20 protein-coding genes and 1 tRNA gene are annotated in these 21,504 nt (G+C 68.1%); 9 read left to right on the plus strand and 12 right to left on the minus strand.

Annotation, left to right across the window (positions count from 1 at the left end):
* Position 1 precedes the first annotated feature (1 nt).
* From ACRYJK_RS05820 to ACRYJK_RS05835, 4 genes are all read right to left on the minus strand, one after another.
* Complete coding sequence (locus ACRYJK_RS05820) at positions 2–889, minus strand: tyrosine-type recombinase/integrase (protein ID WP_482666599.1); 888 nt, start codon at positions 887–889, stop codon at positions 2–4.
* Positions 886–2,109 (minus strand): radical SAM family heme chaperone HemW, encoded by a 1,224-nt coding sequence (hemW, locus tag ACRYJK_RS05825; protein WP_482666600.1) that lies wholly within the window; start codon positions 2,107–2,109, stop codon positions 886–888. Before hemW ends, ACRYJK_RS05820 begins: the two co-directional genes overlap by 4 nt.
* A gap of 121 nt (positions 2,110–2,230) precedes the next feature.
* The gene (locus ACRYJK_RS05830) at positions 2,231–4,033 is read right to left on the minus strand and encodes an acyl-CoA dehydrogenase C-terminal domain-containing protein (protein WP_482666601.1); all 1,803 of its coding nucleotides are present in this window, start codon (positions 4,031–4,033) and stop codon (positions 2,231–2,233) included.
* A gap of 67 nt (positions 4,034–4,100) precedes the next feature.
* On the minus strand, positions 4,101–4,523 hold the full coding sequence (locus ACRYJK_RS05835; protein WP_482666602.1) for a MerR family transcriptional regulator: 423 nt from the start codon (positions 4,521–4,523) through the stop codon (positions 4,101–4,103).
* 162 nt (positions 4,524–4,685) lie between these two features.
* Between ACRYJK_RS05835 and purF the strand changes: the two genes are divergently transcribed.
* Both purF and ACRYJK_RS05845 read left to right on the plus strand, forming a co-directional pair.
* Positions 4,686–6,146, plus strand: coding sequence for an amidophosphoribosyltransferase (gene purF / locus ACRYJK_RS05840; protein ID WP_482666603.1), 1,461 nt, complete (start codon positions 4,686–4,688; stop codon positions 6,144–6,146).
* On the plus strand, positions 6,143–6,853 hold the full coding sequence (locus ACRYJK_RS05845; protein WP_482666604.1) for an SDR family NAD(P)-dependent oxidoreductase: 711 nt from the start codon (positions 6,143–6,145) through the stop codon (positions 6,851–6,853). Before purF ends, ACRYJK_RS05845 begins: the two co-directional genes overlap by 4 nt.
* On the opposite strand, the gene ACRYJK_RS05850 is transcribed toward ACRYJK_RS05845, so the two are convergent.
* Genes ACRYJK_RS05850 through ACRYJK_RS05860 form a run of 3 tightly spaced genes read right to left on the minus strand, consistent with a single transcriptional unit; the run spans position 6,850 to position 11,217 of the window.
* The gene (locus ACRYJK_RS05850) at positions 6,850–8,247 is read right to left on the minus strand and encodes a cryptochrome/photolyase family protein (RefSeq protein WP_482666605.1); all 1,398 of its coding nucleotides are present in this window, start codon (positions 8,245–8,247) and stop codon (positions 6,850–6,852) included. The genes ACRYJK_RS05845 and ACRYJK_RS05850 overlap by 4 nt on opposite strands.
* On the minus strand, positions 8,240–9,274 hold the full coding sequence (locus ACRYJK_RS05855; RefSeq protein WP_482666606.1) for a 2-oxoacid:ferredoxin oxidoreductase subunit beta: 1,035 nt from the start codon (positions 9,272–9,274) through the stop codon (positions 8,240–8,242). Before ACRYJK_RS05855 ends, ACRYJK_RS05850 begins: the two co-directional genes overlap by 8 nt.
* Complete coding sequence (locus ACRYJK_RS05860) at positions 9,271–11,217, minus strand: 2-oxoacid:acceptor oxidoreductase subunit alpha (protein ID WP_482666607.1); 1,947 nt, start codon at positions 11,215–11,217, stop codon at positions 9,271–9,273. The genes ACRYJK_RS05855 and ACRYJK_RS05860 overlap by 4 nt, the downstream gene beginning before the upstream one ends.
* 131 nt (positions 11,218–11,348) lie before the next feature.
* On the opposite strand from ACRYJK_RS05860, the gene ACRYJK_RS05865 reads away from it, so the two are divergent.
* The gene (locus ACRYJK_RS05865) at positions 11,349–12,326 is read left to right on the plus strand and encodes an alpha/beta hydrolase (RefSeq protein WP_482666608.1); all 978 of its coding nucleotides are present in this window, start codon (positions 11,349–11,351) and stop codon (positions 12,324–12,326) included.
* Positions 12,323–12,823 (plus strand): RNA pyrophosphohydrolase, encoded by a 501-nt coding sequence (locus ACRYJK_RS05870; protein ID WP_482666609.1) that lies wholly within the window; start codon positions 12,323–12,325, stop codon positions 12,821–12,823. Before ACRYJK_RS05865 ends, ACRYJK_RS05870 begins: the two co-directional genes overlap by 4 nt.
* Here ACRYJK_RS05870 and ACRYJK_RS05875 read toward each other — a convergent pair.
* Positions 12,760–13,476, minus strand: coding sequence for a uracil-DNA glycosylase (locus ACRYJK_RS05875; RefSeq protein ID WP_482666610.1), 717 nt, complete (start codon positions 13,474–13,476; stop codon positions 12,760–12,762). The genes ACRYJK_RS05870 and ACRYJK_RS05875 overlap by 64 nt on opposite strands.
* Positions 13,477–13,499: 23 nt before the next feature.
* Between ACRYJK_RS05875 and folK the strand changes: the two genes are divergently transcribed.
* The 3 genes from folK (at position 13,500) to ACRYJK_RS05890 (ending at position 14,637) form a co-directional block, all read left to right on the plus strand.
* The gene (gene folK / locus ACRYJK_RS05880) at positions 13,500–14,006 is read left to right on the plus strand and encodes a 2-amino-4-hydroxy-6-hydroxymethyldihydropteridine diphosphokinase (protein WP_482666611.1); all 507 of its coding nucleotides are present in this window, start codon (positions 13,500–13,502) and stop codon (positions 14,004–14,006) included.
* A gap of 39 nt (positions 14,007–14,045) precedes the next feature.
* A tRNA-Lys gene (locus tag ACRYJK_RS05885) sits at positions 14,046–14,121 on the plus strand.
* Positions 14,122–14,235: 114 nt separating this feature from the next.
* Entirely contained in the window at positions 14,236–14,637 is a 402-nt protein-coding gene (locus ACRYJK_RS05890; RefSeq protein ID WP_482666612.1) for a BLUF domain-containing protein, read from the plus strand.
* Positions 14,638–14,643: 6 nt separating this feature from the next.
* Here ACRYJK_RS05890 and ACRYJK_RS05895 read toward each other — a convergent pair whose 3' ends face one another.
* The 3 genes from ACRYJK_RS05895 to ACRYJK_RS05905 form a co-directional block, all read right to left on the minus strand.
* A complete protein-coding gene (locus ACRYJK_RS05895) occupies positions 14,644–15,777 on the minus strand; it encodes a CaiB/BaiF CoA transferase family protein (protein ID WP_482666613.1) in 1,134 nt (377 codons plus the stop codon).
* 61 nt (positions 15,778–15,838) lie between these two features.
* A complete protein-coding gene (locus ACRYJK_RS05900; protein ID WP_482666614.1) occupies positions 15,839–17,041 on the minus strand; it encodes an exo-beta-N-acetylmuramidase NamZ family protein in 1,203 nt (400 codons plus the stop codon).
* Complete coding sequence (locus ACRYJK_RS05905) at positions 17,038–17,565, minus strand: DOMON-like domain-containing protein (RefSeq protein ID WP_482666615.1); 528 nt, start codon at positions 17,563–17,565, stop codon at positions 17,038–17,040. Before ACRYJK_RS05905 ends, ACRYJK_RS05900 begins: the two co-directional genes overlap by 4 nt.
* Positions 17,566–17,618: 53 nt before the next feature.
* On the opposite strand from ACRYJK_RS05905, the gene tyrS reads away from it, so the two are divergent.
* Together tyrS and ACRYJK_RS05915 are read left to right on the plus strand one after the other, a co-directional pair.
* Positions 17,619–18,866, plus strand: a complete 1,248-nt coding sequence (gene tyrS, locus ACRYJK_RS05910) for a tyrosine--tRNA ligase (protein ID WP_482666616.1) — start codon at positions 17,619–17,621, stop codon at positions 18,864–18,866.
* A gap of 189 nt (positions 18,867–19,055) precedes the next feature.
* Positions 19,056–19,388, plus strand: a complete 333-nt coding sequence (locus ACRYJK_RS05915; protein WP_482666617.1) for a PilZ domain-containing protein — start codon at positions 19,056–19,058, stop codon at positions 19,386–19,388.
* On the opposite strand, the gene recG is transcribed toward ACRYJK_RS05915, so the two are convergent.
* On the minus strand, positions 19,385–21,448 hold the full coding sequence (recG, locus tag ACRYJK_RS05920; protein WP_482666618.1) for an ATP-dependent DNA helicase RecG: 2,064 nt from the start codon (positions 21,446–21,448) through the stop codon (positions 19,385–19,387). The two genes, ACRYJK_RS05915 and recG, sit on opposite strands and share 4 nt — an antisense overlap.
* Between the last annotated feature and the right edge of the window lie 56 nt (positions 21,449–21,504).

Here is a 21,504-nt window from a genome sequence, read left to right on the forward strand (position 1 = left end):
CCTAGCCGCGCGGGTGGGCGCTGGCGTAAACGTCGAGCAACCACGCGGTGTCGACGCCGGTGTAGATCTGCGTCGAACGCAGGCTCGCATGACCGAGCAATTCTTGGAGGCTGCGCAGGTCCGCCCCTCGGGCCAGCAGATGCGTCGCAAAGCTGTGGCGCAGCGCGTGCGGCGTGGCGCGCTCGTCGAGGCCGAGGCTGCGGCGCGCGCGGCGCACCGCGCGGCGGACCACGGCGGGGTCGAGCCGATCCCCCCGCGCGCCCAGAAACAGCGGCGTGTCGGCAGCGATGCGAAACGGTGCCGCCTGAGCGTAAGCCCGGACCGCATCGCGTACGACCGGGAGCAGCGGGACCGCGCGGGCTTTGCCCCGCTTGCCCGTCACGCGCAGCACATCGAGCGCGGCGAGTGCGTCGCCATTCAGCGCCAGCGCTTCGGCCACGCGCAAGCCCGCACCGTAAAGCAGCAGAACCAGCGCCAGATCACGGGCACCGATCCACGGCGCGCTCGCCTCGTCGCGGGCGTCGTTCGCGAGTGCGTGAATGTCGCTCGGCGCGACCGGTCGCGGGAGGCCGCGACGCACCTTGGGGCCGCGCACCGCAGGCAACGCTTCGCGCTCGCCGCGAACAAAGCGCAGGAATGCACGCACCGCCGACAGTTCCCTCGCCGCTGAACTCGCGGCAAGCCCCCCCGCGCGCCGCTCGGCAAGAAAAGCGCGCAGCGTCGTCGCATCCACCGCACGCAGCCGCGCCTCATCGACCGTGGCCGCATCATAGCTCGCCAGAAATGCACGCAACCGCTCGGCCGCGGCGACATAGGCACGCACCGTGTGGGGCGAGCGGCGTTGCTCCAGCGCCAGCCTGTCGTGCCAGCGCGCCAGCAGGGCCTTCACGGCCGCGCCGCCGCGACGTCGCGCCCGGCAACAGCAACAGCAGCATCCGTCGAAGGCGCCGGCGCGGACACCTCTCCGCCCAGCACGATTTCGCCAAGGATATGGTCGAGCAGCAGTCGCCCCGCGCGACGGACACGAAGGCGGTCCCCTTGCTGCGCGACCATCCCCATTCGCGCCAGGCGCTCGACCGCAGATTCATCGACGAGCGCGTTCCGGGGCACGCCGCTCAGCGCGGCGATGCGGGCGAGTTCGACGCCCTCGACCAGCCGCAGCCCCATCAACAACGCTTCGTTCGCGCGGGTAACGGGGTCGAGCGACACCCGCTCCTTCACGCTATGCCCGTCGCGCTGGACCGCCGCGATCCAGTTTTCGGGTTTGCGATGCCGCACCCGCGCTTCGCCGAGCGCACGGCCATGCGCGCCCGGCCCGATCGCGAGATGATCGTCGTAGCGCCAATAGTGGAGATTGTGCCGACTCTCCTGCCCCGGCGCGGCGTGGTTCGAGATTTCGTACGCCGGCCGCCCCGCCGCAGCGGTCATCGCGTCGGTCGCGGCGTAGATGTCCGCTGCCAGCTCCTCGTCGGGCAGCGCCAGCTGGCCTTTCGCCGCGAGCGTCGCAAAGCGTGTGCCCGGCTCGATCGTCAGCTGGTAGATTGAGATGTGCCCGGTGCCGAAGGCCAGACCACGCGCCAGTTCGGCCTCCCAAGCCTTGAGGCCCTGTCCCGGACGCGCTGCAATCAGATCGATGCTGACCCGCCGGAAATGCCGTTGCGCGAGATCGAGCGCGGCAAGGCTCTCGCTAAGCCGATGCACCCGTCCGAGGAACGTCAGCGCCGCATCGTCGAGCGCCTGCAGCCCCAGCGACACGCGGTTGACCCCGGCCACCGCCAGACCGGCAAAGTTCGCCGCCTCGACCGAACTCGGATTCGCCTCCAGCGTAATTTCGACATCGGGTGCGAGGTCGAAATGCCGCCCCGCCGCATCGATCACCGCCGCGACGGTGGCGGGCGGCATCAACGACGGCGTGCCGCCGCCGAAAAAGATGCTGTCGACCGTGCGCCGTTGACCGAACCGCGCCGCCTCATGCGCTAAGTCGGTCAGCAGCGCATCGCGCCAAGCCGCCTGGTCGACGCTTGCGCGGACGTGGCTGTTGAAATCGCAGTAGGGGCATTTGGCGACGCAGAACGGCCAGTGGACGTAAAGGGCGAGTGGGGTGGACACCCGCTCACCTTACCCTCTCCCACCCCGCCCCGTCATGCTGAACTTGTTTCAGCATCCGCCGCGGCGGTGCGGGACGGACCCTGAAACGAGTCCAGGGTGACGGAAGCTGGCTACGCCACCGTCACGCCGCGACGAAATGCTCCGGCGCCAGCCCCATCAGCGCATCCGCCCCCGCCTCGATCTCGCGCCGCAACGCGCCGGCCTGCGGCATCACCCGCTCGGCAAAGAAGCGCGCGGTGGTGAGCTTGGCATTGTAGAAGGTGGCATCGCCAGACCCGGCGCTCAGGCCCGCACTCGCCGCCCTGGCCATGCGCAGCCACATCAGCCCCAGCGCGACGATGCCCACGATGTGCATGTAGGGATGCGCGCCCGCGCCGACGTGGTTGGGGTTGGCCATGCCGTTCTGCATGAACCACATCGTCGCCGCCTTAAGCTCGCCATTCGCCTTTTCGAGCCGCGTCGCAAAGTCGGCGAGGTTGGCGTCGCTCTTCGCCTCCGCGGCCTCGGCGTCGACCAGCGCGAAGAAAGCCTGGATCGCGCGCCCGCCATTCTGTGTGAGCTTGCGACCGACGAGGTCCATCGCCTGCACGCCGTTGGCGCCCTCGTAGATCATCGTGATCCGGGCATCGCGCACGAACTGGCTCATGCCCCATTCCTCGATGTAGCCGTGGCCGCCCAGCACCTGCTGCGCATCGGTGGCGATGGCGTAGCCCATGTCGGTGCCATAACCCTTAATGACCGGGGTGAGCAGGCTGATCAGGTCGTCGGCGGCCTGGCGTTCCTCGTCGGTTGCCGCGTGGTGGCTGAGGTCGACCTGCAGCCCGCCCCACAGGCACAGCGCGCGAAGCCCCTCGGTCACCGCCTTGGCGCGCATCAGCATGCGGCGAATGTCCGGGTGGACGAACAGCGGATCGGCCTTCGCCTCCGGATCCTGCGGCCCGGTCAGCGCGCGGCCCTGTCGCCGCTCCTGCGCATAGGCGACGGCGTTCTGATACGCCGCGTCGCCCTGCGAGAGGCCCTGAATGCCGACCCCCAGCCGCGCCGCGTTCATCATGATGAACATCGCGGCGAGGCCCTTGTTCTCCTCGCCGACAAGGTAACCCGTCGCGCCGTCATAGTTCATGACGCAGGTGGAATTGCCGTGAATGCCCATCTTGTGCTCGATCGAGCCGCAGCTGACGCCGTTGCGCGCGCCCAGCGAGCCGTCGTCGTTGACCAAAAACTTGGGCACAATGAACAGGCTTATGCCCTTCACCGTGTCCGGCGCGTCGGGCAGCTTGGCGAGGACGAGGTGGACGATGTTCTCGGTAAGGTCGTGCTCGCCCGACGAGATGAAGATCTTCGTACCCGTCACCGCATAGCTGCCGTCGCCGTTGGGCACCGCGCGCGTGCGGATGAGGCCGAGGTCGGTGCCGCAATGCGGCTCGGTGAGGTTCATCGTGCCGCCCCATTTGCACGACCCCATCGACGGCACATATTTCGCCTTCTGCTCGTCCGACCCCTTGGCGAGGATCGCTGCGACCGCGCCCTGCGTCAGCCCCGGATACATGGCGAAGGCCTGGTTGGCGGCGTTGGTGAACTCCTCCATCACGCAGCCGACGACGTGCGGCATGCCCTGCCCGCCGAACTCTTCCGGCAGCGTCAGCAGCGGCCAGCCGCCCTCGACGAACTGGTCGAACGCGGACTTGAAGCCGGTCGGCGTGGTGACGCTGCCGTCCGGGTGGCGCGTGCAGCCCTCGCGATCGCCGACCGCGTTGAGCGGCGCGAGCACGTCGCCGCAAAAGCGGCCGGCCTCCGCCACCACCGCTTCGACCATGTCCGGGCTCGCCGCCGCGAAACCGGGCAAGTTGGCGTAGCGTTCGAGCCCGATCACCTCGTTGAGGATGAACATGGTGTCGGTGACGGGGGCCTTGTAGCTCGGCATCGAAATGTCCTTGGTGTCGATGGTTGGGAGAGCAACGCCCGACCTTGCGTCGGGTCGCCTGAAATTCTCAGTGTTTGTCGCGGGCGGAGCGAACGATATCGATGAACTGTTCGAGCTCGTCGATCGAGCTGTCGATGTCGGCGCGCTGCCCTTTCAAAAACTCGATCCGCTCGCGGCAGCGGTCGATCGTCACCTGCCGCTGCGTCCGGCGATCGTCGCCGACATCGTAGAGGTCGATCATCTCGCGAATGGCGGACAGGCTGAAGCCCACCCGCTTGGCCCGCAGGATCCACGCCAGCCGCGCACGATCGCGCTTCGAGTAAATGCGGGCGATGCCGCGCCGAGCAGGCGCGATCAGCCCCTCGTCCTCATAGAAGCGCAGCGCGCGCGCGGTAACGCCGAACTCCGCCGACAGGTCGGTGATCGAATAATGTTCGCGGCCGGCCTCGTCGACCGTGTCGATATGCGATTGGCCATATTCGCTCGCCATGGCCCGATGGCTAATTGACGTTGACGTGAACGTCAACCGGCCGGCGCGGACAGCGCTCCCCCTTCGAGACATCCGAGCGACGATACGGGGGCGACAAGTGAGACGCGCGTTCCTATATGCGCCCCACCCCCGCGGTCCCCGAATCCACGAAAGCGCGCGCTCATGCTGACGACGCATCCGTTCGACGACGACAAACTGCGCGAAGAGTGCGGCGTGTTCGGCGTCTATGGCACCCCCTCGGCGTCGGCCATGACCGCGCTCGGCCTCCACGCGCTGCAGCACCGCGGACAGGAGGCGGCGGGGATCGTCAGCTTCGACGGGGTCGAATTTCATGCCCGCCGGGCGATGGGTCACGTCGCCGGCAATTTCGACAGCGGGCCGGTGATCGACAGTCTCTCGGGCACCAGCGCGGTCGGGCACGTGCGCTATTCGACGACGGGCGCGTCGGCGTTGCGCAATGTCCAGCCGCTGTTCGCCGACCTGTCCTCGGGCGGTTTCGCCGTCGCGCACAACGGCAACCTCACCAACGCCGCGAGTCTGCGCCGGCAACTTGTGCGGCGGGGTTCGATCTTTCAGTCGACCAGCGACACCGAATGCATCATCCACCTCGTCGCGACGTCGGGCTATCGGACGCTGATCGACCGCTTCATCGACGCGCTCCGCCAGATCGAGGGCGCTTACAGCCTCATCTGTCTCACCGCCGAAGGCATGATCGCCTGCCGTGACCCGCTCGGCGTGCGCCCGCTGGTGATGGGGCGGGTGGGCGATGCCGTGCTGTTCGCCTCTGAAACTGTCGCCTTCGACGTGGTTGGCGCCGAGTTCGTCCGCGAAGTCGAGCCGGGTGAGCTGATCATCGTCACCGACGGCGAAGTTCGCTCCCACCGACCCTTCGGCAGCTACCAGCCGCGCCCCTGCATTTTCGAGCACGTCTATTTCTCGCGCCCTGATTCGATCGTCGGCGGCACCAGCGTCTACGCGGTGCGCAAGGCGATCGGGGCGCAGCTTGCGCTCGAATCGCCGGTCGAGGCCGACCTCGTTGTGCCCGTTCCCGACAGCGGCACCCCCGCGGCGATCGGCTTTGCGCAGGCGAGCGGCATTCCCTTCGAGCTCGGCATCATCCGCTCGCACTATATCGGCCGCACCTTCATTCAACCGGGCGACCAGGTCCGCCACCTCGGCGTCAAGCTCAAGCACAACGCCAATCGCGCGCTCGTCGCGGGCAAACGTATCGTCCTCATCGACGATTCCATCGTGCGCGGCACCACCAGCCTCAAGATCGTGCAGATGATGCGCGAAGCGGGCGCGGCGGAGGTGCACATGCGCATCGCCAGCCCGCCGACGCGCCACAGCTGCTACTATGGCGTCGACACGCCAGAGCGTTCCAAGCTGCTCGCCGCGGTACATAATCTCGAGGAGATGAAGGCCTATATCCAGGCCGACAGCCTCGCCTTTCTGTCGATCGACGGGCTGTATCGCGCCGTCGGGGAGAGTGGCCGCGACCCGGCCCGCCCGCGCCATTGCGATGCCTGCTTCACCGGCGACTACCCCACCCGCCTGACCGATCAGGACGAGATGGGCGAGCCCGACCAGCTCGCGCTGATCGCCGAGCGCGTCGCCGGATGAGCGGCGCATTCGCAGGGCGCGTCGCGCTCGTCACCGGCGCCAGCCGCGGGATCGGCGCCGCCATTGCGCATTCGCTCGCCGCGCGCGGCGCGCATGTCATTCTCGTCGCGCGCAAGGCGACCGACCTCGAAGCGGTCGAGGACGCCATCCACAGCGCAGGTGGAACCGCGACCATCGTCCCGCTCGACATCACCGATGGCGAGGGCGTCTCCCGACTCGCCGGCGCGGTGGCGCAGCGGTGGGAGCGGCTCGACATGCTGGTGCTCAACGCCGCCGGCCTCGGCACGCTGGCGCCGCTCGCGTCGTCGGACATGGCCGAGGTCGGCCGCCTGTTCACCCTCAACGTCATTGCCCAGCACGGCCTGATCGCCGCATTCGAGCCGCTGCTGCGCCGAAGCGATGCCGGCCGCGTCGTCGCGCTGACGAGCAGCGTCGTGCGCACCCCGCGCGCCTACTGGGGACCCTACGCGGCGTCGAAGGCTGCGCTAGAGAATCTCATCGCGACGTTCGGCGACGAAATGGCGCGCATTTCCAACGTGCGCACCGCGATTGTCGACCCCGGCGCCACCCGCACCACCATGCGCGCGCGCGCCTTCCCCGGTGAAGACGCGCTGCGGGTGAAGGAGCCGGCGGTGGTCGGCGAAGCGGTCGCCGATCTTCTCGCCAGCGACTTCGCCAGCACCGCCTTCGTCCGCGTCGAAGGCTAGGCCTCCCGCGGCAGCGCGGCGTAGGCCGCGAGCGCCCGCTCGCGCGCTTCGCGATGGCCAATGCGCGGCGGCGGATAGTTCGCGGGCCGCACCCCGGCGGCCTCGGGATCGTGGATGACCTCGCTCGAGAGGTGCGCCAATTCAGGCACCCAGCGGCGGATATAGTCGCCCGCGGCGAACTTCTCCGACTGGCCGATCGGCGCCATGATCCGGCTGAACATGCTCGAGTCGACGCCGGTGCCCGCGACCCACTGCCAGTTGGTGCAGTTGTTGCCGTAATCGGCGCAGACCAGGCAGTCCCAAAACCACTCTTCGCCAAGTCGCCAGTCGATCAGCAAGTGCTTGATGAGGAAGCTCGCGGCGATCATCCGCACGCGGTTGTGCATCCAGCCGATCGCCCACAGCTGGCGCATGCCGGCATCGACGATCGGGTAGCCGGTTTCACCCCGCTGCCACACGGCGAGGTCGGCCTCCGCCTCCGCCCCCTCGCGCCAGCGAAACGCGTCAAACCGCCGCCGCCCATTGACCCGCGCGTAGTCGGGAAACTGCACGATCAGATTCTGCGCAAAGTCCCGCCACGCCAGTTCCGAGGCCCACGTCGCGCTCCCCGCCGCGCCGCCCTGATGCCAAGCCTGCGCCGCGCTGATCTCGCCGAAATGGAGGTGCGGCGAGATCGCCGCGGTGCCCGGCTCCGAGGGCAGATTGCGCGCGGTGGCATAGGCCGCAACGCGCCCGCGGAAGGTATCGAGCCGCGCCGCCGCGCCCGCTTCGCCGGGCTGCCACATCTCGCGCAGCCCGCCCGCCCAGTCGGGCCGCGTCGGCAGCAGATCCCAATCGTCGAGTCGATCGCTGCGTGGCCATGCCGCCGGTGCTGGTACTCGCTCAGGGGCGGGCTGCGGCTTCGGCGGCGGCATGCGCGACGACAGCGCGCGCCAAAACGGCGTGTAGATGCGATAGGGTCGCCCGCCGGTCGTCACGCTCCCCGGCGGCGCCAGATAATTGCCGTCGTGCAGGACAAGGTCGAGCCTTTCAGCCACTGCCGCCTCAGCCGTGCGCCACCAGCTCTCGTAGTGCCTCAGCGCATGCACTCGCGTCGCGCCGACCTCCGCCGCGACCTCGGCGATGACGTCCGCCGAAGCGCCCCGCCGGAGGATCAGCTGCGAACCACGTTCCGCGAGCGCCTCGCTTAGGCGCGCAAGGCTATGGTGCAGCCACCAGCGCGATGCGCCACCCATCGGCCGCACGCCCGGCCCGACGTCGTCGAGCACGTAGAGGGGCACCACCGGCCCCTCTTCCGCGGCCGCCAACACCGCCGCCTGATCCGCAAGCCGCAGGTCGCGCCGCAGCCAGAGAATGGTCGGCGTGTCGCTCACGCGCGCGGTCGGCTCAGACAATGCGCGGCTGCTTTTCGACCTGCCAGGTCTGGCCCTTCTTTAGAAGCGCGGAGAGGTCGGCGGTCTTGCCTTCGCTCGCCGCCGCATTCTGCGCCATCACCGCCGCCTCGAACGTCGGACGCGGGTCGTCGTAGAGGACGCCCAAAGCGATCGGAAACTCACCGAACGGCATGTCGATCAGCATGTTCGCGACCGCGCGGTTGGTGACGTCATGCACCAGCACCCCCGCCCCCTGCCAGTCGCCGTCGGTCACATCGACCACCCGCAGTTCGAGCCGGTTGCGATCGAGGCTCAACCCCTGTGTGCCCTTGTTGAATAACATCGGCTGGCCGTGGCTCACCCACAGTTGAAGATGCTGGTTCGCCTTTTCGGTGAAACCTGCGAACACGTCGTCGTTATAGACGATACAGTTCTGATATATTTCGACAAAGGCCGCGCCCTTGTGCGCGTGCGCGGCCTTGAGAACATTTGGCAGCTCTTTGGCGACGTCGTAGGCGCGCGCTACGAACCGCGCGCCCGCGCCGAGCGCAAAAGCCGCCGCCTGCGCCGGGCGATCTACCGAACCGTAGGGCGTCGAAGGCGTGCGCGTCCCGACCGCGCTGGTGGGCGAATATTGACCCTTGGTCAGCCCGTAGATCTCGTTGTTGAACAGCAGGATCTGGCAGTCGAGATTGCGACGCAGGATATGAAAGCTGTGGTTGCCTCCGATCGACAGCGCGTCGCCGTCGCCGGTGATGATCCACACGTCGAGCTCCGGATTGGCGAGCTTCACCCCCGTCGCCACCGCTGGCGCGCGACCGTGGATGGTGTGGAAACCGTAGGTATTCATGTAGTAGGGGAAGCGCGACGAACAGCCGATGCCGCTGACGAACACCGTTTTGGCGGGGTCGGCGCCAATCTCCGGCATGGTGCGCTGCACCGCCTTGAGGATCGCATAGTCGCCGCAACCGGGGCACCAGCGAACCTCCTGGTCGGTCTCCCAATCCTTGGGCGACGATGCGCGAGCGATGGGGGTCATGTCGTTCATGGGTTCACCGCCTCGGGGCTGGGCAATTGGGTTTCGCTGTATTCTACCTCTTCGGGCGCATCACCGGTGCGGTCGAGTTGGCGGATCGCTGTCTCGATCTCACCGATGGTGAAGGGCTGGCCCGACACCTTGTTGAGCGGCTTCGCATCGACCAGAAATTGGTCGCGAAGCAGCGTCTTCAGCTGGCCGGTATTCATTTCTGGAACAATGACATGCTCGAAACTCTTGAGCAGCTCGCCCAAGTTTGCAGGCAGCGGCCAGATGTGGCGGATGTGGATGTGCGCCACCGAGGAACCGCGGTGGCGTGCGCGCCGCACCGCCTGCGCGATCGGGCCATAGGTCGAACCCCAGCCAACGATGGCAATGCCGTCGCCGGCCGCGCCTTGCTCGACCTGCTGATCGGGCACTGCGATACCGAGCACCTTGTCGCGGCGGATTTCAGTCATCGCTTGATGGTTGCTCGGCGAATAATCGATGTTGCCCGTGCCCGCCGCCTTCTCGATGCCGCCGATGCGGTGCATCAAGCCGGGTGTTCCCGGCTTCACCCACGGCCGCGCCATGCGCTCGTTGCGCGCGTATGGGAGGAAGCCGTCGGCCGGCGCTTCGGTCGTAAAGCGCACGGGGAACCGCTCGTAGCCTTCGAGGTCAGGCACCTTCCACGGCTCGGCGGCGTTGGCGATGTAACCGTCGGTGAGCAGCATCACCGGCGTCATATACTGCACCGCAATGCGGCATGCCTCGATGGCGCAATCGAACGCGTCGCCGGGCGAGCGCGCCGCAATCACCGGCAGCGGCGCGTCGCCGTTGCGGCCGTACACCGCCTGATAGAGGTCGCTTTGCTCTGTCTTGGTGGGGAGCCCGGTCGACGGCCCCCCGCGCTGCGAATTGACGATCACCAGCGGTAGCTCGGTCATGATCGCGAGGCCCATCGCCTCGGTCTTGAGCGCAATCCCCGGCCCCGACGACGAGGTCACGCCGAGGCTCCCCGCATAGCTCGCGCCGATCGCGCTGGCGATCGCGGCGATCTCGTCCTCGGCCTGAAAAGTCGTGACGCCATATTCCTTGAGGCCGGAGAGGTAATGCAGGATCGAGCTCGCCGGCGTGATCGGATAGCCGCCGAAGAACATCGGCAATCCCGCAAGCTGGGCGCCAGCAACGAGGCCGAGCGCCACGGCTTCGGCTCCGGTCATCGTGCGATAGAGGCCAGGTGCAACCGGCGCCGGCGCGATATGCGTGCGGTGCAGCTGACCGCCCAGCTCCACCGTCTCGCCATAGGCGTGGCCGGCGTTCAAGGCGGCGATATTGGCCTGCGCCAGCTCCGCCTTCTTGGCGAACTTGCCCTCGAGCCACTTGATCAACGGCGCCCGGTCGCGGTCAAACATCCACAACGCGAGGCCGAGCGTCCACATATTCTTGCAGCGCAGCGCCTCTTTGTTGCCGAGGCCGAAGGGCTTCACCGCCTCCAGCGTGCGCGCGCTGATGTCGATCGGGATCAGGTTGAACGCCGCGAGGCTGCCGTCCTCGAGCGGGTTGGCGTCATACTTCGCCTTGTCGAGGTTGCGCTTCGAAAACTCGCCGGTGTCGGCGATGATCGTACCCCCCGGCACCAGCGCGGCAAGATTGGTCTTGAGCGCCGCGGGGTTCATCGCCACCAGCACGTCGGGCGCATCGCCCGCGGTTTCGATGACGTCGGAGCCGAAGTTGATCTGGAACGCCGACACCCCGAACAGCGTCCCCTGCGGCGCGCGAATCTCCGCCGGAAAGTCGGGGAAGGTGGCGAGATCGTTGCCGGTCAGCGCGGTCGACAGCGTGAACTGGCCGCCGGTGAGCTGCATCCCGTCGCCGCTGTCGCCGGCAAAGCGCACCACCACCGACTCCCGCGGCGGTAGCGCGTTCGCCTCGGCAGCGGTGATTTCCGTAACGGCGGGAACGGCCTCGGCCATGAACGATGCAACCTTTTCGCGAGTTTTGCGCAGTCGTCCGGCCATACGCCCGCTAGGCAAGCCGCGACAAATGGATTTTGCTGGCCTAGCGTCGAGCGCGCAAGAGCCACGACGACAACGGGAGAGCGGTGATGAGCGAAGCGACGACCAACGATGGCGCACCTTTCGTGCGCGCCGACGTGCGGGCTTTCCTCGACTTCCTCAACGCGCAACCCGGCCCCAAGATGCACGAGATGAGCGCCGCCGACGCGCGCACGATGTTTCGCATGATGCGACCGATCGCCGATGAGGACGCTCGCCCGCTCGCGGTCGTCCGAGACCTTAGCTGCCCCGGTCCGGCGGGCGACATCCCGCTGCGCCTTTACGACGCGCGGGACCATCGCGGGCCGGGGCCGGTGATGGTGTTCTTCCACGGCGGCGGCTTCGTCATCGGCGACCTCGATACGCACGAGCCCTTCTGCGCGCGCATGGCGGAGATGCTCGATGTCCCGGTCGTCGCGGTCGACTACCGCCTCGCGCCGGAGCATCCCTGGCCCGCCGCGCCCGAGGATTGCGAGGCGGCGACCCGCTGGACCGCCTCCTCCCCCGCTGAGCTGGGCCGCCCCGCCACCGCGCTCTACCTCTCGGGCGACAGCGCCGGTGGCAATCTCGCCATCGTCACGGCGATGGCCTTGCGCGATAATCCCGCGCCGGTGGCGGTCGCGGCGCAGCTTGCCATCTACCCGGCCGCCGACATGGCCAACGAACATCCGAGCTTCGACGATTTCGCCGAAGGCTATCTGCTGACGCGCGAGGGGATGCAGTGGTTCGGCGAGGCCTACGCCCCCGACCCCGCGCACCATCACACGTCGCCTGCACTGCACAGCCAGAAGGGCATGCCGCCGACGGTGGTCGTCACCGCCGGTCTCGACCCGATCCGCGATCAGGGTCGCGCTTACGCCGCGCGCCTCGCGCAAGATGGCGTCACGCACATCTTTCGCGAGGCGGCAGGGTCGATCCATGGCTTCGTCCAACTGCGCAAGGCGATCCCCTCCACCGCCGCCGACATCGACGGCATGATCCTCGCCTTGAAGAGCCTCGCCGACGAAGCCGCCGGCGCGGCCGCATGAGCCACGAGGATCTCCCCTACCGCCCCGGCGTCGGCGCGATGGTCGTCAACGCCGAAGGCCGCGTCTTCGTCGGACGGCGCATCGACAACAAGGAACTCGACGCCTGGCAGATGCCCCAGGGCGGCGTGGACGACGGCGAGGAGCCCGAGACCGCGCTCTACCGGGAGCTCGAGGAGGAGACCGGCATCAGGCGCGAGCATCTCGAGCTGATTGCCTGCTGCCGTGCGCCCTACGATTACGACATTCCCCATGCGGTGGCGAAGACCCTGTGGGGCGGCAAATATCGCGGCCAGCGCCAGCATTGGTACCTGCTGCGCTTCATCGGTCGCGATGCCGACGTCGACATCGAACAGCCGCACCCCGAGTTCAACGACTGGCGCTGGAGCGCGATGGAAGAGCTGCCCGAGCTGATCGTGCCGTTCAAACGGCCGCTCTACGAAGCGCTAGTCGCCGAATTCGGCCCGCTCGCCGCCGCCCGCACAAGCGCATCCCGCTGAGCGATGGCGGTGCGGACCGCCGCTTGGAACATCGCAGGCGTCAGGCGCCCGGTGTTCTGATTATAACGCGAGCAGTGATAGCTATCGACCAGCACCATCCCGTCGGGCAGCCGGTGCACCGCGCCGTGGGCGAAGGGGTAAGCGCTGAGCCGCCCGCCCGCATTGCGCACCGCGGTGTCGTGGGCGATGCGCCCGAGCGCGATCTCGACCCTGAGCGTCGGCAGCGCCGCCCGCTGTGCCGCATAAAAGGGCGCGCAATTGGCGACCTCGCTCGGCTCGGGCTTGTTCTGCGGCGGCAGGCATTTGACCGAATTGAGGATCGCCACCCCGATCAGCTCGAAACCGTCGTCGGGTTCGGCGCGGTAGGTGCCGCGCGCGAGCCCGCACTTCAACAGGGTATCGAACAACAGATCGCCCGCGTAATCGCCGGTAAACGGCCGCCCGGTGCGGTTCGCGCCATGCTTGCCCGGTGCGAGCCCGACGAAACCGAGCCAGGCCTTAGGATCGCCGAATGCCGGCACCGGCGCGTTCCACCAGTCGGGATGCTCCAATCGCAACGCCTCGCGCAGAGCCACCAGCCGCGGGCAGCGGGGGCAGTCGGCCGACGGCTCATGCTCTGGCACCGGCGTCTGAAAGGGGATGGGGCGCTCCATTTTCATCGCCTTGGAGCCACCCGGTGAGCCGCGCAAGCGGCGCGCCGTGGCTCTACGCCATCGGCCTCGGCTCCAACCGCCGTCACCACCGTCACGGTTCGCCACCCGAGGTGTTGCGCGCGGCCGCGGGGGCGATGGTCTCACGCGGATTAGAGGTCGAGCGCCTGTCGCAGATCATCGCCAGCGCGCCGCTCGGCCCTGCGGAGCGCCGCTTTGCCAATGCCGCCGCGCTCATCCGCTCCCCCCTCGCCCCGCCCGACCTGCTCGCGCTGCTCAAACACATCGAGCACGATTTCGGTCGACGCGCCGGCCGACGCTGGGGCGACCGCGTGCTCGATCTCGACATCTTGTGGTGGAGCGGCGGAACGTGGCGCTCGCGCGCGCTCGCCATCCCGCACCGCGAACTGGCTCGGCGGAGTTTCGCGCTTGCGCCGCTCAACCAAATCGCGCCTCGCGCAAGACTCCACGCAGCCTTCCAGGTCACTCACTTCCACCACCGGCTCGCAACGCGCCGACCGCGCCGCGGTTGACTTGGACCACGATGGCCCTAACGGACGCGGCAGCGGTGCGGGCCCTTAGCTCAGTCGGTAGAGCAACTGACTTTTAATCAGTAGGTCGCTGGTTCGAACCCAGCAGGGCTCACCATCCGTACGCGGCGACGCTTGAGTCTGCGTCACTCGCTTTTCCAATGCATTTGACGGCATGCTCTGCTAGATTGAATCCGCGCCCGCGGGTTGGCGCCTCCGGATGTCTGTTGTCATGAGCCACGAATTGCCATTGCGCGCCCTTGCTTACCGAAGCCGGGCGGTTACTCCGATGACGCCGAGCGATCTCGAAATGATTGCGCTTTCATCCCGCCGCAACAATGCGCTCGATGGCGTCACCGGGCTGCTGCTCTCCGACGGCATCGACATCGTGCAGGTGGTCGAGGGCGTGCCGGAAGCGATCGAAGACCTCTTGGGTCGGCTCCGCTCCGATCCCCGCCATCAGGATCTGGAGGTCGTTTATGACCGCCCCGCCGAACGCCGCGCCTTTCCCGATTGGAACATGCGCCTCGACCTGCGGCCACCGGGCGGCGTCACGCCGCAGCTGTTTGCGGAAATGATCCCGGCGAGCGAACGCAAGGAGCTGCTCGACGCGCTGTTCGCCGTCTTCGCCTGAACGCGCTCAGACGATCACACCGGCGGCTCTAAGCGACGCGACCTCTTCGCCGGCCATACCCATGTCGGCAAGGATCGCGTCCCCGTCGGCGCCCGCACGCGGCGCTGCACGCGGATGATCCGCAGCCGTCACGGAATAGCGCGGGGCCGGGGCGGGCATGACCGTGCCGTCGACCTCGATAAAGGTGTCTCGCGCGACATTGTGCGGGTGCAATGGCGCCTCGGCCAGCGACAGCACCGGCGCGACGCACGCGTCGCTCCCGTCGAACAGCGCCGCCCATTCATCGCGCGGCCGCGTCGCGAACAGTGTGGCGAGCTTTGCCTTCAGATTGGGCCAGCCCGCCGCGTCGTCCTGCGCGTCGAAGTCGGGATCGGCGTCGAGCCCGGTCTTCTCGCGCAGCAAAGCGTAGAATTGCGGCTCGATCGCGCCGACCGCGATGAATTTTCCGTCGGCGCAGGCGTAGGTGTCGTAATAGGGCGCGCCCCCGTCGAGGCGATTGACGCCCGCGCGATCGGACCAGAACCCCATTGCGTGGAAGCCCCAGGTCATCCCTGCGAGCAGCGCCGACCCGTCGGTCATGGCCGCATCGACCACCTGCCCTTCGCCGCCCCGCGCGACGTGCAGCAGCGCGGCGAGCATCCCGTAGGCGAGCATCATCCCGCCCCCGCCGAAATCGCCGAGATAATTGACCGGCGGCACCGGCCGCTCGCCTTCGCGACCGATGGTGTGGAGGACGCCCGACAGCGCGATATAGTTGATGTCGTGGCCCGCCATGTGGTGCCACGGCCCGCTCTGTCCCCAGCCGGTCATCCGCCCGTAAACGAGCTTTTCATTGTCGCCGAGCAGCACCTCTGGCCCAAGCCCCAACCGCTCCATCACCCCTGGGCGATAGCCTTCGATGAGACCGTCGGCGCGGGCCGCGATGCGCCGTGCCAGCGCCACCCCTTCGGGCCGCTTCATATCGACGGCGATCGACCGCCGGTTGCGGGACAGCGGGTCCTTGGGATGAAACATCCCGCCGGACGGACGATCGATGCGGATGATCTCCGCGCCATGGTCTGCGAGCATCATGGCTGCGAACGGGCCGGGGCCGATGCCCGCAAACTCGACGATGCGAAGGCCGTGGAGAGGTCCGGGCATTGCGTGACTCCGTGATGAGGCGGACGGTCTGTGCCGCGGCGCAACCTCGGTCAAGCCGACATCAATAGATCAGATGCGCTCGCCGCTCCTCCGCCCAAGCGGCCTCGTCGGCGGTGGTCAGCGCGTCCAGGTCCGCCGGCGTCGCGCCCGCATCGTCGACCCATTCGCGCAGCAGGGGTGAGCCGTTGATGACGTCGATAGCGAGCTTGTCGAACTCATATTCGTAGGGGAAGTCGCGCCACAGCGGGTAGTCGGGGGCGAACTCGCGGATCGCCTTGAATGCCAGCGCCTGCAGCCGCCACGGCCGGAACGCGGCATGGTCGTACCACGGACCCTCGGCGTGGATCATCACCCCGCGGTTATGCGTCCCCTGATGCTTGTGGAAGGTCGGCTCGAAATGCACCTCGCGCAAGCGGCATCCCGCCAGCCATTCGGGCGCGAGCCGCTCCATCGCCTGCATGATCGCAACCGGATCAATGTCGGGCGCGCCAAACAGTTCGAGCGGCCGCGTCGTGCCGCGCCCTTCGCTGAGCGTCGTGCCTTCGAGCATCACCGTCCCGGCATAGGCGCGCGCCATGTTGAGGTTGGCGGCGTTGGGGCTGGGGTTGATCCACACCCGCTCGGTCGGCCAGCCGAACCCCGGCGCATCGTCGGGCGCCCAGCCGGTCATCGTCACCACCTCATATTCGACGTCGAGGCGGCTGGTGGCGATAAACCAGCGCCCCATCTCCCCCAGCGTCATGCCGTGCCGCATCGGCATCGGCCCCGCGCCGACGAAGCTCTCCCAACCGAGGCGCAGCGTCAGCCCCTCGATCGGGCGACCCGCAGGATTGGGGCGATCGAGCACCACCACCCGCTTGCCATGCTTTGCCGCCGCTTCGAGCACGTAAAGCAGCGTCGTCACGAACGTATAGATGCGGCAGCCGAGGTCCTGGAGGTCGACCAGCAGCACGTCGAACGTGTCCATCGACTGGCCGGTCGGACGGCGATGCTCGCCATAAAGGCTGAACACCGGGATGTTGTGGCGCGGGTCGGTGAAATCGTCCGACTCGACCATATTGTCCTGCTTGTCGCCGCGCAGGCCGTGCTGCGGGCCGAACGCCGCGGTGACTTTGACCCCCGCCGCTACTAGCGCATCGAGTGCGTGGGTGAGGTCGGCGGTGACCGAAGCCGGGTGCGCCAGCAGCGCGACCCGCTGTCCTGCGAGCGATCGGCGCAGCTCCGGCTCCACAAGCAGGCGATCGAGCCCAAACGCAACGCTCATGCGCCCTCCCCTTCGGCCAGCGTCAGCGCGAACCCAGCGCGGTCGTGAAAGTCGGGGCGGCCGCCGACATGTTCGAGCGCGAAATAGTGCAGCCGCCCATCGTTCCGCTCGATCACCGCGGCAAGGCCGACCTGCCAATCATCCGCCATTCCTGGCAGACGCGTCGCGAAGCCATATTCGGCGTGGGTGTTGCCCCGCGCCGCGGAAAAGGCGGTGCCGATCACCGAATACTCGCGCATCCCCGCGCGATAGTCGTCGAACTGGTACGCGGCCCACGCGCCCGAAGGCGAGCGGTTGAGCTCGACATAGCCGCTCGCGTTGACCGGCGCGACAAACGCTTCGAAGCACGTCGTGCGCCACAGCTCGTCGGCACGGCCGCTGGCGGCGGGGGGCCAGACGATCGTGTCGACCGCCCCCTCCACCCGCCAGCGCAGCGCGATCGCGCCCCCGGCGCCGCGTTCGGCAAGGGCGCTGACGATCAGGTCGTCACAAGGGGCGGACGGGTGCGCGGTGAGCCTCAACATCGCGCCGCCCTGCCCAAAGCAGCGCCGCTTTGGCAAGCGCCGCGCGCGCTGTTATGCGCCGCCCCATCATGACCAGTGCCTACACGTCCGACCTCCTCCGCCTGCTCGACGCGCGCGGCTATATTCATCAGGCGACCGATGCGGAGGCGCTCGATGCGCTGGCGGGGCGTGAAGTCGTGACGGGCTATGTCGGCTTTGACGCGACTGCGCCGTCGCTGCACGTCGGCAATCTCGTCTCGATCATGCTGCTGCGCCGGCTTCAGCAGGCAGGGCACAAACCCGTGGTGCTGATGGGCGGCGGCACCACGCGCATCGGCGACCCGACGGGCAAGGACGAAGTGCGCAAGATGCTCGACGTCGACAGCATCAACGTGAACATTGCCTCGATCCGTACGGCGTTCGAGCATTTTCTGACGTTCGGCGATGGCCCGACCGACGCGGTACTGGTCAACAATCAGGACTGGCTGGGCGAGCTCGGCTATATCGAGATGCTGGAGCTTGTCGGGCGGCACTTCACCGTCAACCGCATGCTCAGTTTCGATTCGGTCAAGCTCCGCCTCGAGCGCGAGCAGCCGATGACCTTCCTCGAATTCAACTACATGATCCTGCAGGGTTACGACTTCCGCCACTTGCGGCAGGCGCATGGGGTGCGGCTGCAGATGGGCGGCTCCGATCAATGGGGTAACATCGTCAACGGGGTCGAATTGAACCGCCGGATGGATGGCGCGGAGGTGTTCGGGCTGACGACGCCGCTCATCACCACCGCCGACGGCGCCAAGATGGGCAAGAGCGTATCGGGCGCGGTGTGGCTCAACGAAGCAATGCTGCCCGCCTATGATTACTGGCAGTTCTGGCGCAACGCTGACGACCGTGACGTCGGCCGCTTCCTGCGGCTGTTTACCGACCTGCCGCTCGACGAAATCGCGCGGCTGGAGGCGCTGGAGGGGGCGGAAATCAACGCCGCCAAGATCGTGCTCGCCGATGCCGCCACCGCCTTGTGCCGCGGCGAGGCGGCGGCGCAAGCGGCACGCGCCACGGCGACGAGCGCCTTCGCCGGCGGCGGGGGCGATGCCCTCCCCCGGACCACCGCGCCTGCAGATGGGATCACCCTCGCGGCGGCGCTGCGCGAACTGGGCTTCGTCGCCTCTGGCAATGAGGCTAAGCGCAAGCTCGCCGAGGGAGCAGTCCGGGTGGACGGTGAGGTCGTGCGCGATGCGATGCAGCGGCTGACCCCGGGTGCGGAGCCGCTGCGCATCCAGCTTGGCGCCAAACGCCACGGGCTGGTCGAACGGGAAGGCTGAGGCTGCGTCCTACCTTCGACGGCGAGGTCAGCCGTGAATGCTGAAACGAGTTCAGCATGACGGGGGGCGGGAGGGCCTAAGCCCACACTATCACCAGCTCCGTCACCCTGAACCTGTTTCAGGGTCCACCACCGCCTTTTACGAACAAGTAAGGGTTCGCCCCTCAAACTGATGGGGCGGAGGACCAGTATGATCCCGATCGGGAGCGCGACCTATCTCGGCGTTGACCAGCGTACCTCGCCGCGCACCGACGTCTATGCGCGCGTGGCGGTGTGCCTGCCCTGCGCGCGCATGGTCATGGCGACGATCGTGAATATCTCCGCGGACGGTGTGCTGCTGCGCTACGATGCACCGCTCGAGGTGGGCGGAAGATGCCAGTTGTCGCTGCCGGTGCTCGGTAAGACGCACGCGGTCGTAATCTGGTCGATGGGCGGGCGCAGCGGACTGAACTTCCTCGAACAGGTGCCCGAGCGCGACTATCTGCCGCTGCTGCGCGCCTTGGGCGCGCGGCTCGACGACTAACCCCCGCGCAGCATCGCCACCCCGGCGTCGCGCTCGAAAAGGTAGAGCAGCACTCGCGCCGCCTCACCCCGCGGTCCGTCGAGCCCGCCTTCATGATCTAGCAGCATCCGCGCATCGTCCCGCGCGACCTCGATCAGCCGATCGACTTGCTCGGGCGAGGCGAGCGCGAACGCCGCCTCCCCCGATTGACGCGTGCCGAGCAATTCGCCCGCGCCGCGCAGCTTCAAATCCTCCTCCGCGATGCGGAAGCCGTCGTCGCTGTCGCGCAGCAGCGCGAGCCGCGCCCTGGCGGTGTCGCTGATCGTCCCGGCGCGCAGCAGGATGCATGTCGATGCGCCCGTCCCCCGCCCCACCCGCCCGCGCAGCTGGTGGAGCTGGGCGAGGCCGAAACGCTCGGCGTTCTCGATGACGATCAGCGTCGCCTCGGGGACGTCGACGCCGACCTCGATCACCGTCGTCGCCACCAGCAATGCCACCCGCCCCGCCTGAAAATCCGCCATGACGACGTCGCGCTCAGGCCCCTTCATTCGCCCGTGGACGAGCCCGACCTTTTCCCCGAAGCGCAGCTTCAGCGCCGCCGCGCGCGCTTCGGCGGAGGTGGCGTTCGCCTCCTCATTCTCCTCGACCAGCGGGCACACCCAATAGGCGCGCTGGCCACTGGCGAGATGCCGCCCGACCGCTTCCACCAGCGTCTCCAGTCGGTCGGCGGACATTACCCGCGTATCGATCGGCGTGCGCCCCGGCGGGCGCTCGTCGAGCCGGCTCTGGTCCATTTCGCCATAGGCAGCGAGCGTCAGCGTGCGCGGAATCGGCGTGGCGGTCATCGCCAGGACGTGCGGCGCCACCCTGCCCTTGCGCGCCAGCATCAACCGCTGCGCCACGCCGAACTTGTGCTGTTCATCGACGATCACCACCCCGAGGTCGCGGTAGTCCACGGTCTCCTGAAAGATCGCGTGCGTGCCGACGAGGATGTCGATGCTGCCATCGGCGAGGCCCATCAGCGTCGCGGTGCGCGCGCGGCCCTTGTCCCGCCCGGTCAGGAGCGCGACCTCCACCCCAGTCCCCGCCGCCATGCGTCGCAGCGTCTCATGATGCTGGCGCGCGAGGATCTCGGTCGGCGCGAGGAAGGCGCCCTGCGTCCCTGCCTCCACCGCCGCCAGCAGCGCCATCAGCGCGACCAGCGTCTTGCCCGAGCCGACATCGCCTTGCAGCAGCCGCAGCATGGGTGAGGCCTGCGCCATGTCGCCGTCGATTTCGGCAATGGCGCGGCGCTGCGCTCCGGTCAGCGCGAACGGCAAGTTGAGCCGCCGCCGCAGCCGCCCGTCGCCGACGATCGGCCGGCCCCGCCGCGCGCGGCTTGCCGCCTTCACCAGAAGGATCGCGAGTTGCCCGGCGAACAGCTCGTCATAGGCGAGCCGGTCGCGCGCCGCGCTGTCCTGTGGTTCGGCATGCGCGCGAGTGAGCGCCGCCCTCCATGCCGGCCAGCCGCGCGCGGTGAGCACGCTCGGCGTGATCCATTCGGTGAGTTCTGGCACCTCCGCCAGCGCCTCGCCTACCAGCGCACCCATGCGCGGGTTGGTGATGCCTTCGGTCAGCGGGTAGATGCTCTCACGCAGCCGCGCGGCCATTGTGTCCTTGGGTTCGAGCACCTGATCGGGGCGCACGATCTGCCGCATGTCCCCCCACTGGTCGAGCCGCCCACACACCAGCCGCGGCTCGCCCAACGGCATCGCCTTTTTCGCCATGGCCGTTGCGCGCCCGAACCACACCACCGCAACATGATCGCCCGCGCTGTCGTAGGCGTCGACGCGGAACGGCGCGCGCGGGGAGGAGGGCGGGCGGTACTGGCGCGCAGTCAGCTCGATCACCACCCCCTGCCCGATCGCGGCGTCGTCGAGCCGCGTGATCCGCTGCCGGTCGATCCGCCCGGTCGGCAGATGAAACAGGAGGTCGCGCGTCCGCGTGATATCTAGCCGTTCGAGCGCCTTGGCGAGCTGCGGCCCCACCCCCCGCCGCGACGCGACATCGGCGAACAGCATGTTGAGGATCGACGGGCGCATGACTATGTCGCCGCATAAGGGCGTCCCCGCCCCCACGCCAGCGCCATGCCGAGAGG

This window comes from Sphingomonas sp. BLHR8, from assembly GCF_056821725.1.

Excerpts from the sequence above, each read along its gene's own strand:
- ACRYJK_RS05830 (WP_482666601.1), bottom strand. The coding sequence starts at position 4,033 with ATGCCGAGCTACAAGGCCCCCGTCACCGACACCATGTTCATCCTCAAC.
- ACRYJK_RS05835 (WP_482666602.1), bottom strand. The coding sequence starts at position 4,523 with ATGGCGAGCGAATATGGCCAATCGCATATCGACACGGTCGACGAGGCC.
- purF (WP_482666603.1), top strand. The coding sequence starts at position 4,686 with ATGCTGACGACGCATCCGTTCGACGACGACAAACTGCGCGAAGAGTGC.
- ACRYJK_RS05845 (WP_482666604.1), top strand. The coding sequence starts at position 6,143 with ATGAGCGGCGCATTCGCAGGGCGCGTCGCGCTCGTCACCGGCGCCAGC.
- ACRYJK_RS05855 (WP_482666606.1), bottom strand. The coding sequence starts at position 9,274 with ATGAACGACATGACCCCCATCGCTCGCGCATCGTCGCCCAAGGATTGG.
- ACRYJK_RS05860 (WP_482666607.1), bottom strand. The coding sequence starts at position 11,217 with ATGGCCGAGGCCGTTCCCGCCGTTACGGAAATCACCGCTGCCGAGGCG.
- ACRYJK_RS05865 (WP_482666608.1), top strand. The coding sequence starts at position 11,349 with ATGAGCGAAGCGACGACCAACGATGGCGCACCTTTCGTGCGCGCCGAC.
- ACRYJK_RS05870 (WP_482666609.1), top strand. The coding sequence starts at position 12,323 with ATGAGCCACGAGGATCTCCCCTACCGCCCCGGCGTCGGCGCGATGGTC.
- ACRYJK_RS05875 (WP_482666610.1), bottom strand. The coding sequence starts at position 13,476 with ATGGAGCGCCCCATCCCCTTTCAGACGCCGGTGCCAGAGCATGAGCCG.
- ACRYJK_RS05890 (WP_482666612.1), top strand. The coding sequence starts at position 14,236 with ATGAGCCACGAATTGCCATTGCGCGCCCTTGCTTACCGAAGCCGGGCG.
- ACRYJK_RS05895 (WP_482666613.1), bottom strand. The coding sequence starts at position 15,777 with ATGCCCGGACCTCTCCACGGCCTTCGCATCGTCGAGTTTGCGGGCATC.
- ACRYJK_RS05900 (WP_482666614.1), bottom strand. The coding sequence starts at position 17,041 with ATGAGCGTTGCGTTTGGGCTCGATCGCCTGCTTGTGGAGCCGGAGCTG.
- ACRYJK_RS05905 (WP_482666615.1), bottom strand. The coding sequence starts at position 17,565 with ATGTTGAGGCTCACCGCGCACCCGTCCGCCCCTTGTGACGACCTGATC.
- tyrS (WP_482666616.1), top strand. The coding sequence starts at position 17,619 with ATGCGCCGCCCCATCATGACCAGTGCCTACACGTCCGACCTCCTCCGC.
- ACRYJK_RS05915 (WP_482666617.1), top strand. The coding sequence starts at position 19,056 with ATGATCCCGATCGGGAGCGCGACCTATCTCGGCGTTGACCAGCGTACC.
- recG (WP_482666618.1), bottom strand. The coding sequence starts at position 21,448 with ATGCGCCCGTCGATCCTCAACATGCTGTTCGCCGATGTCGCGTCGCGG.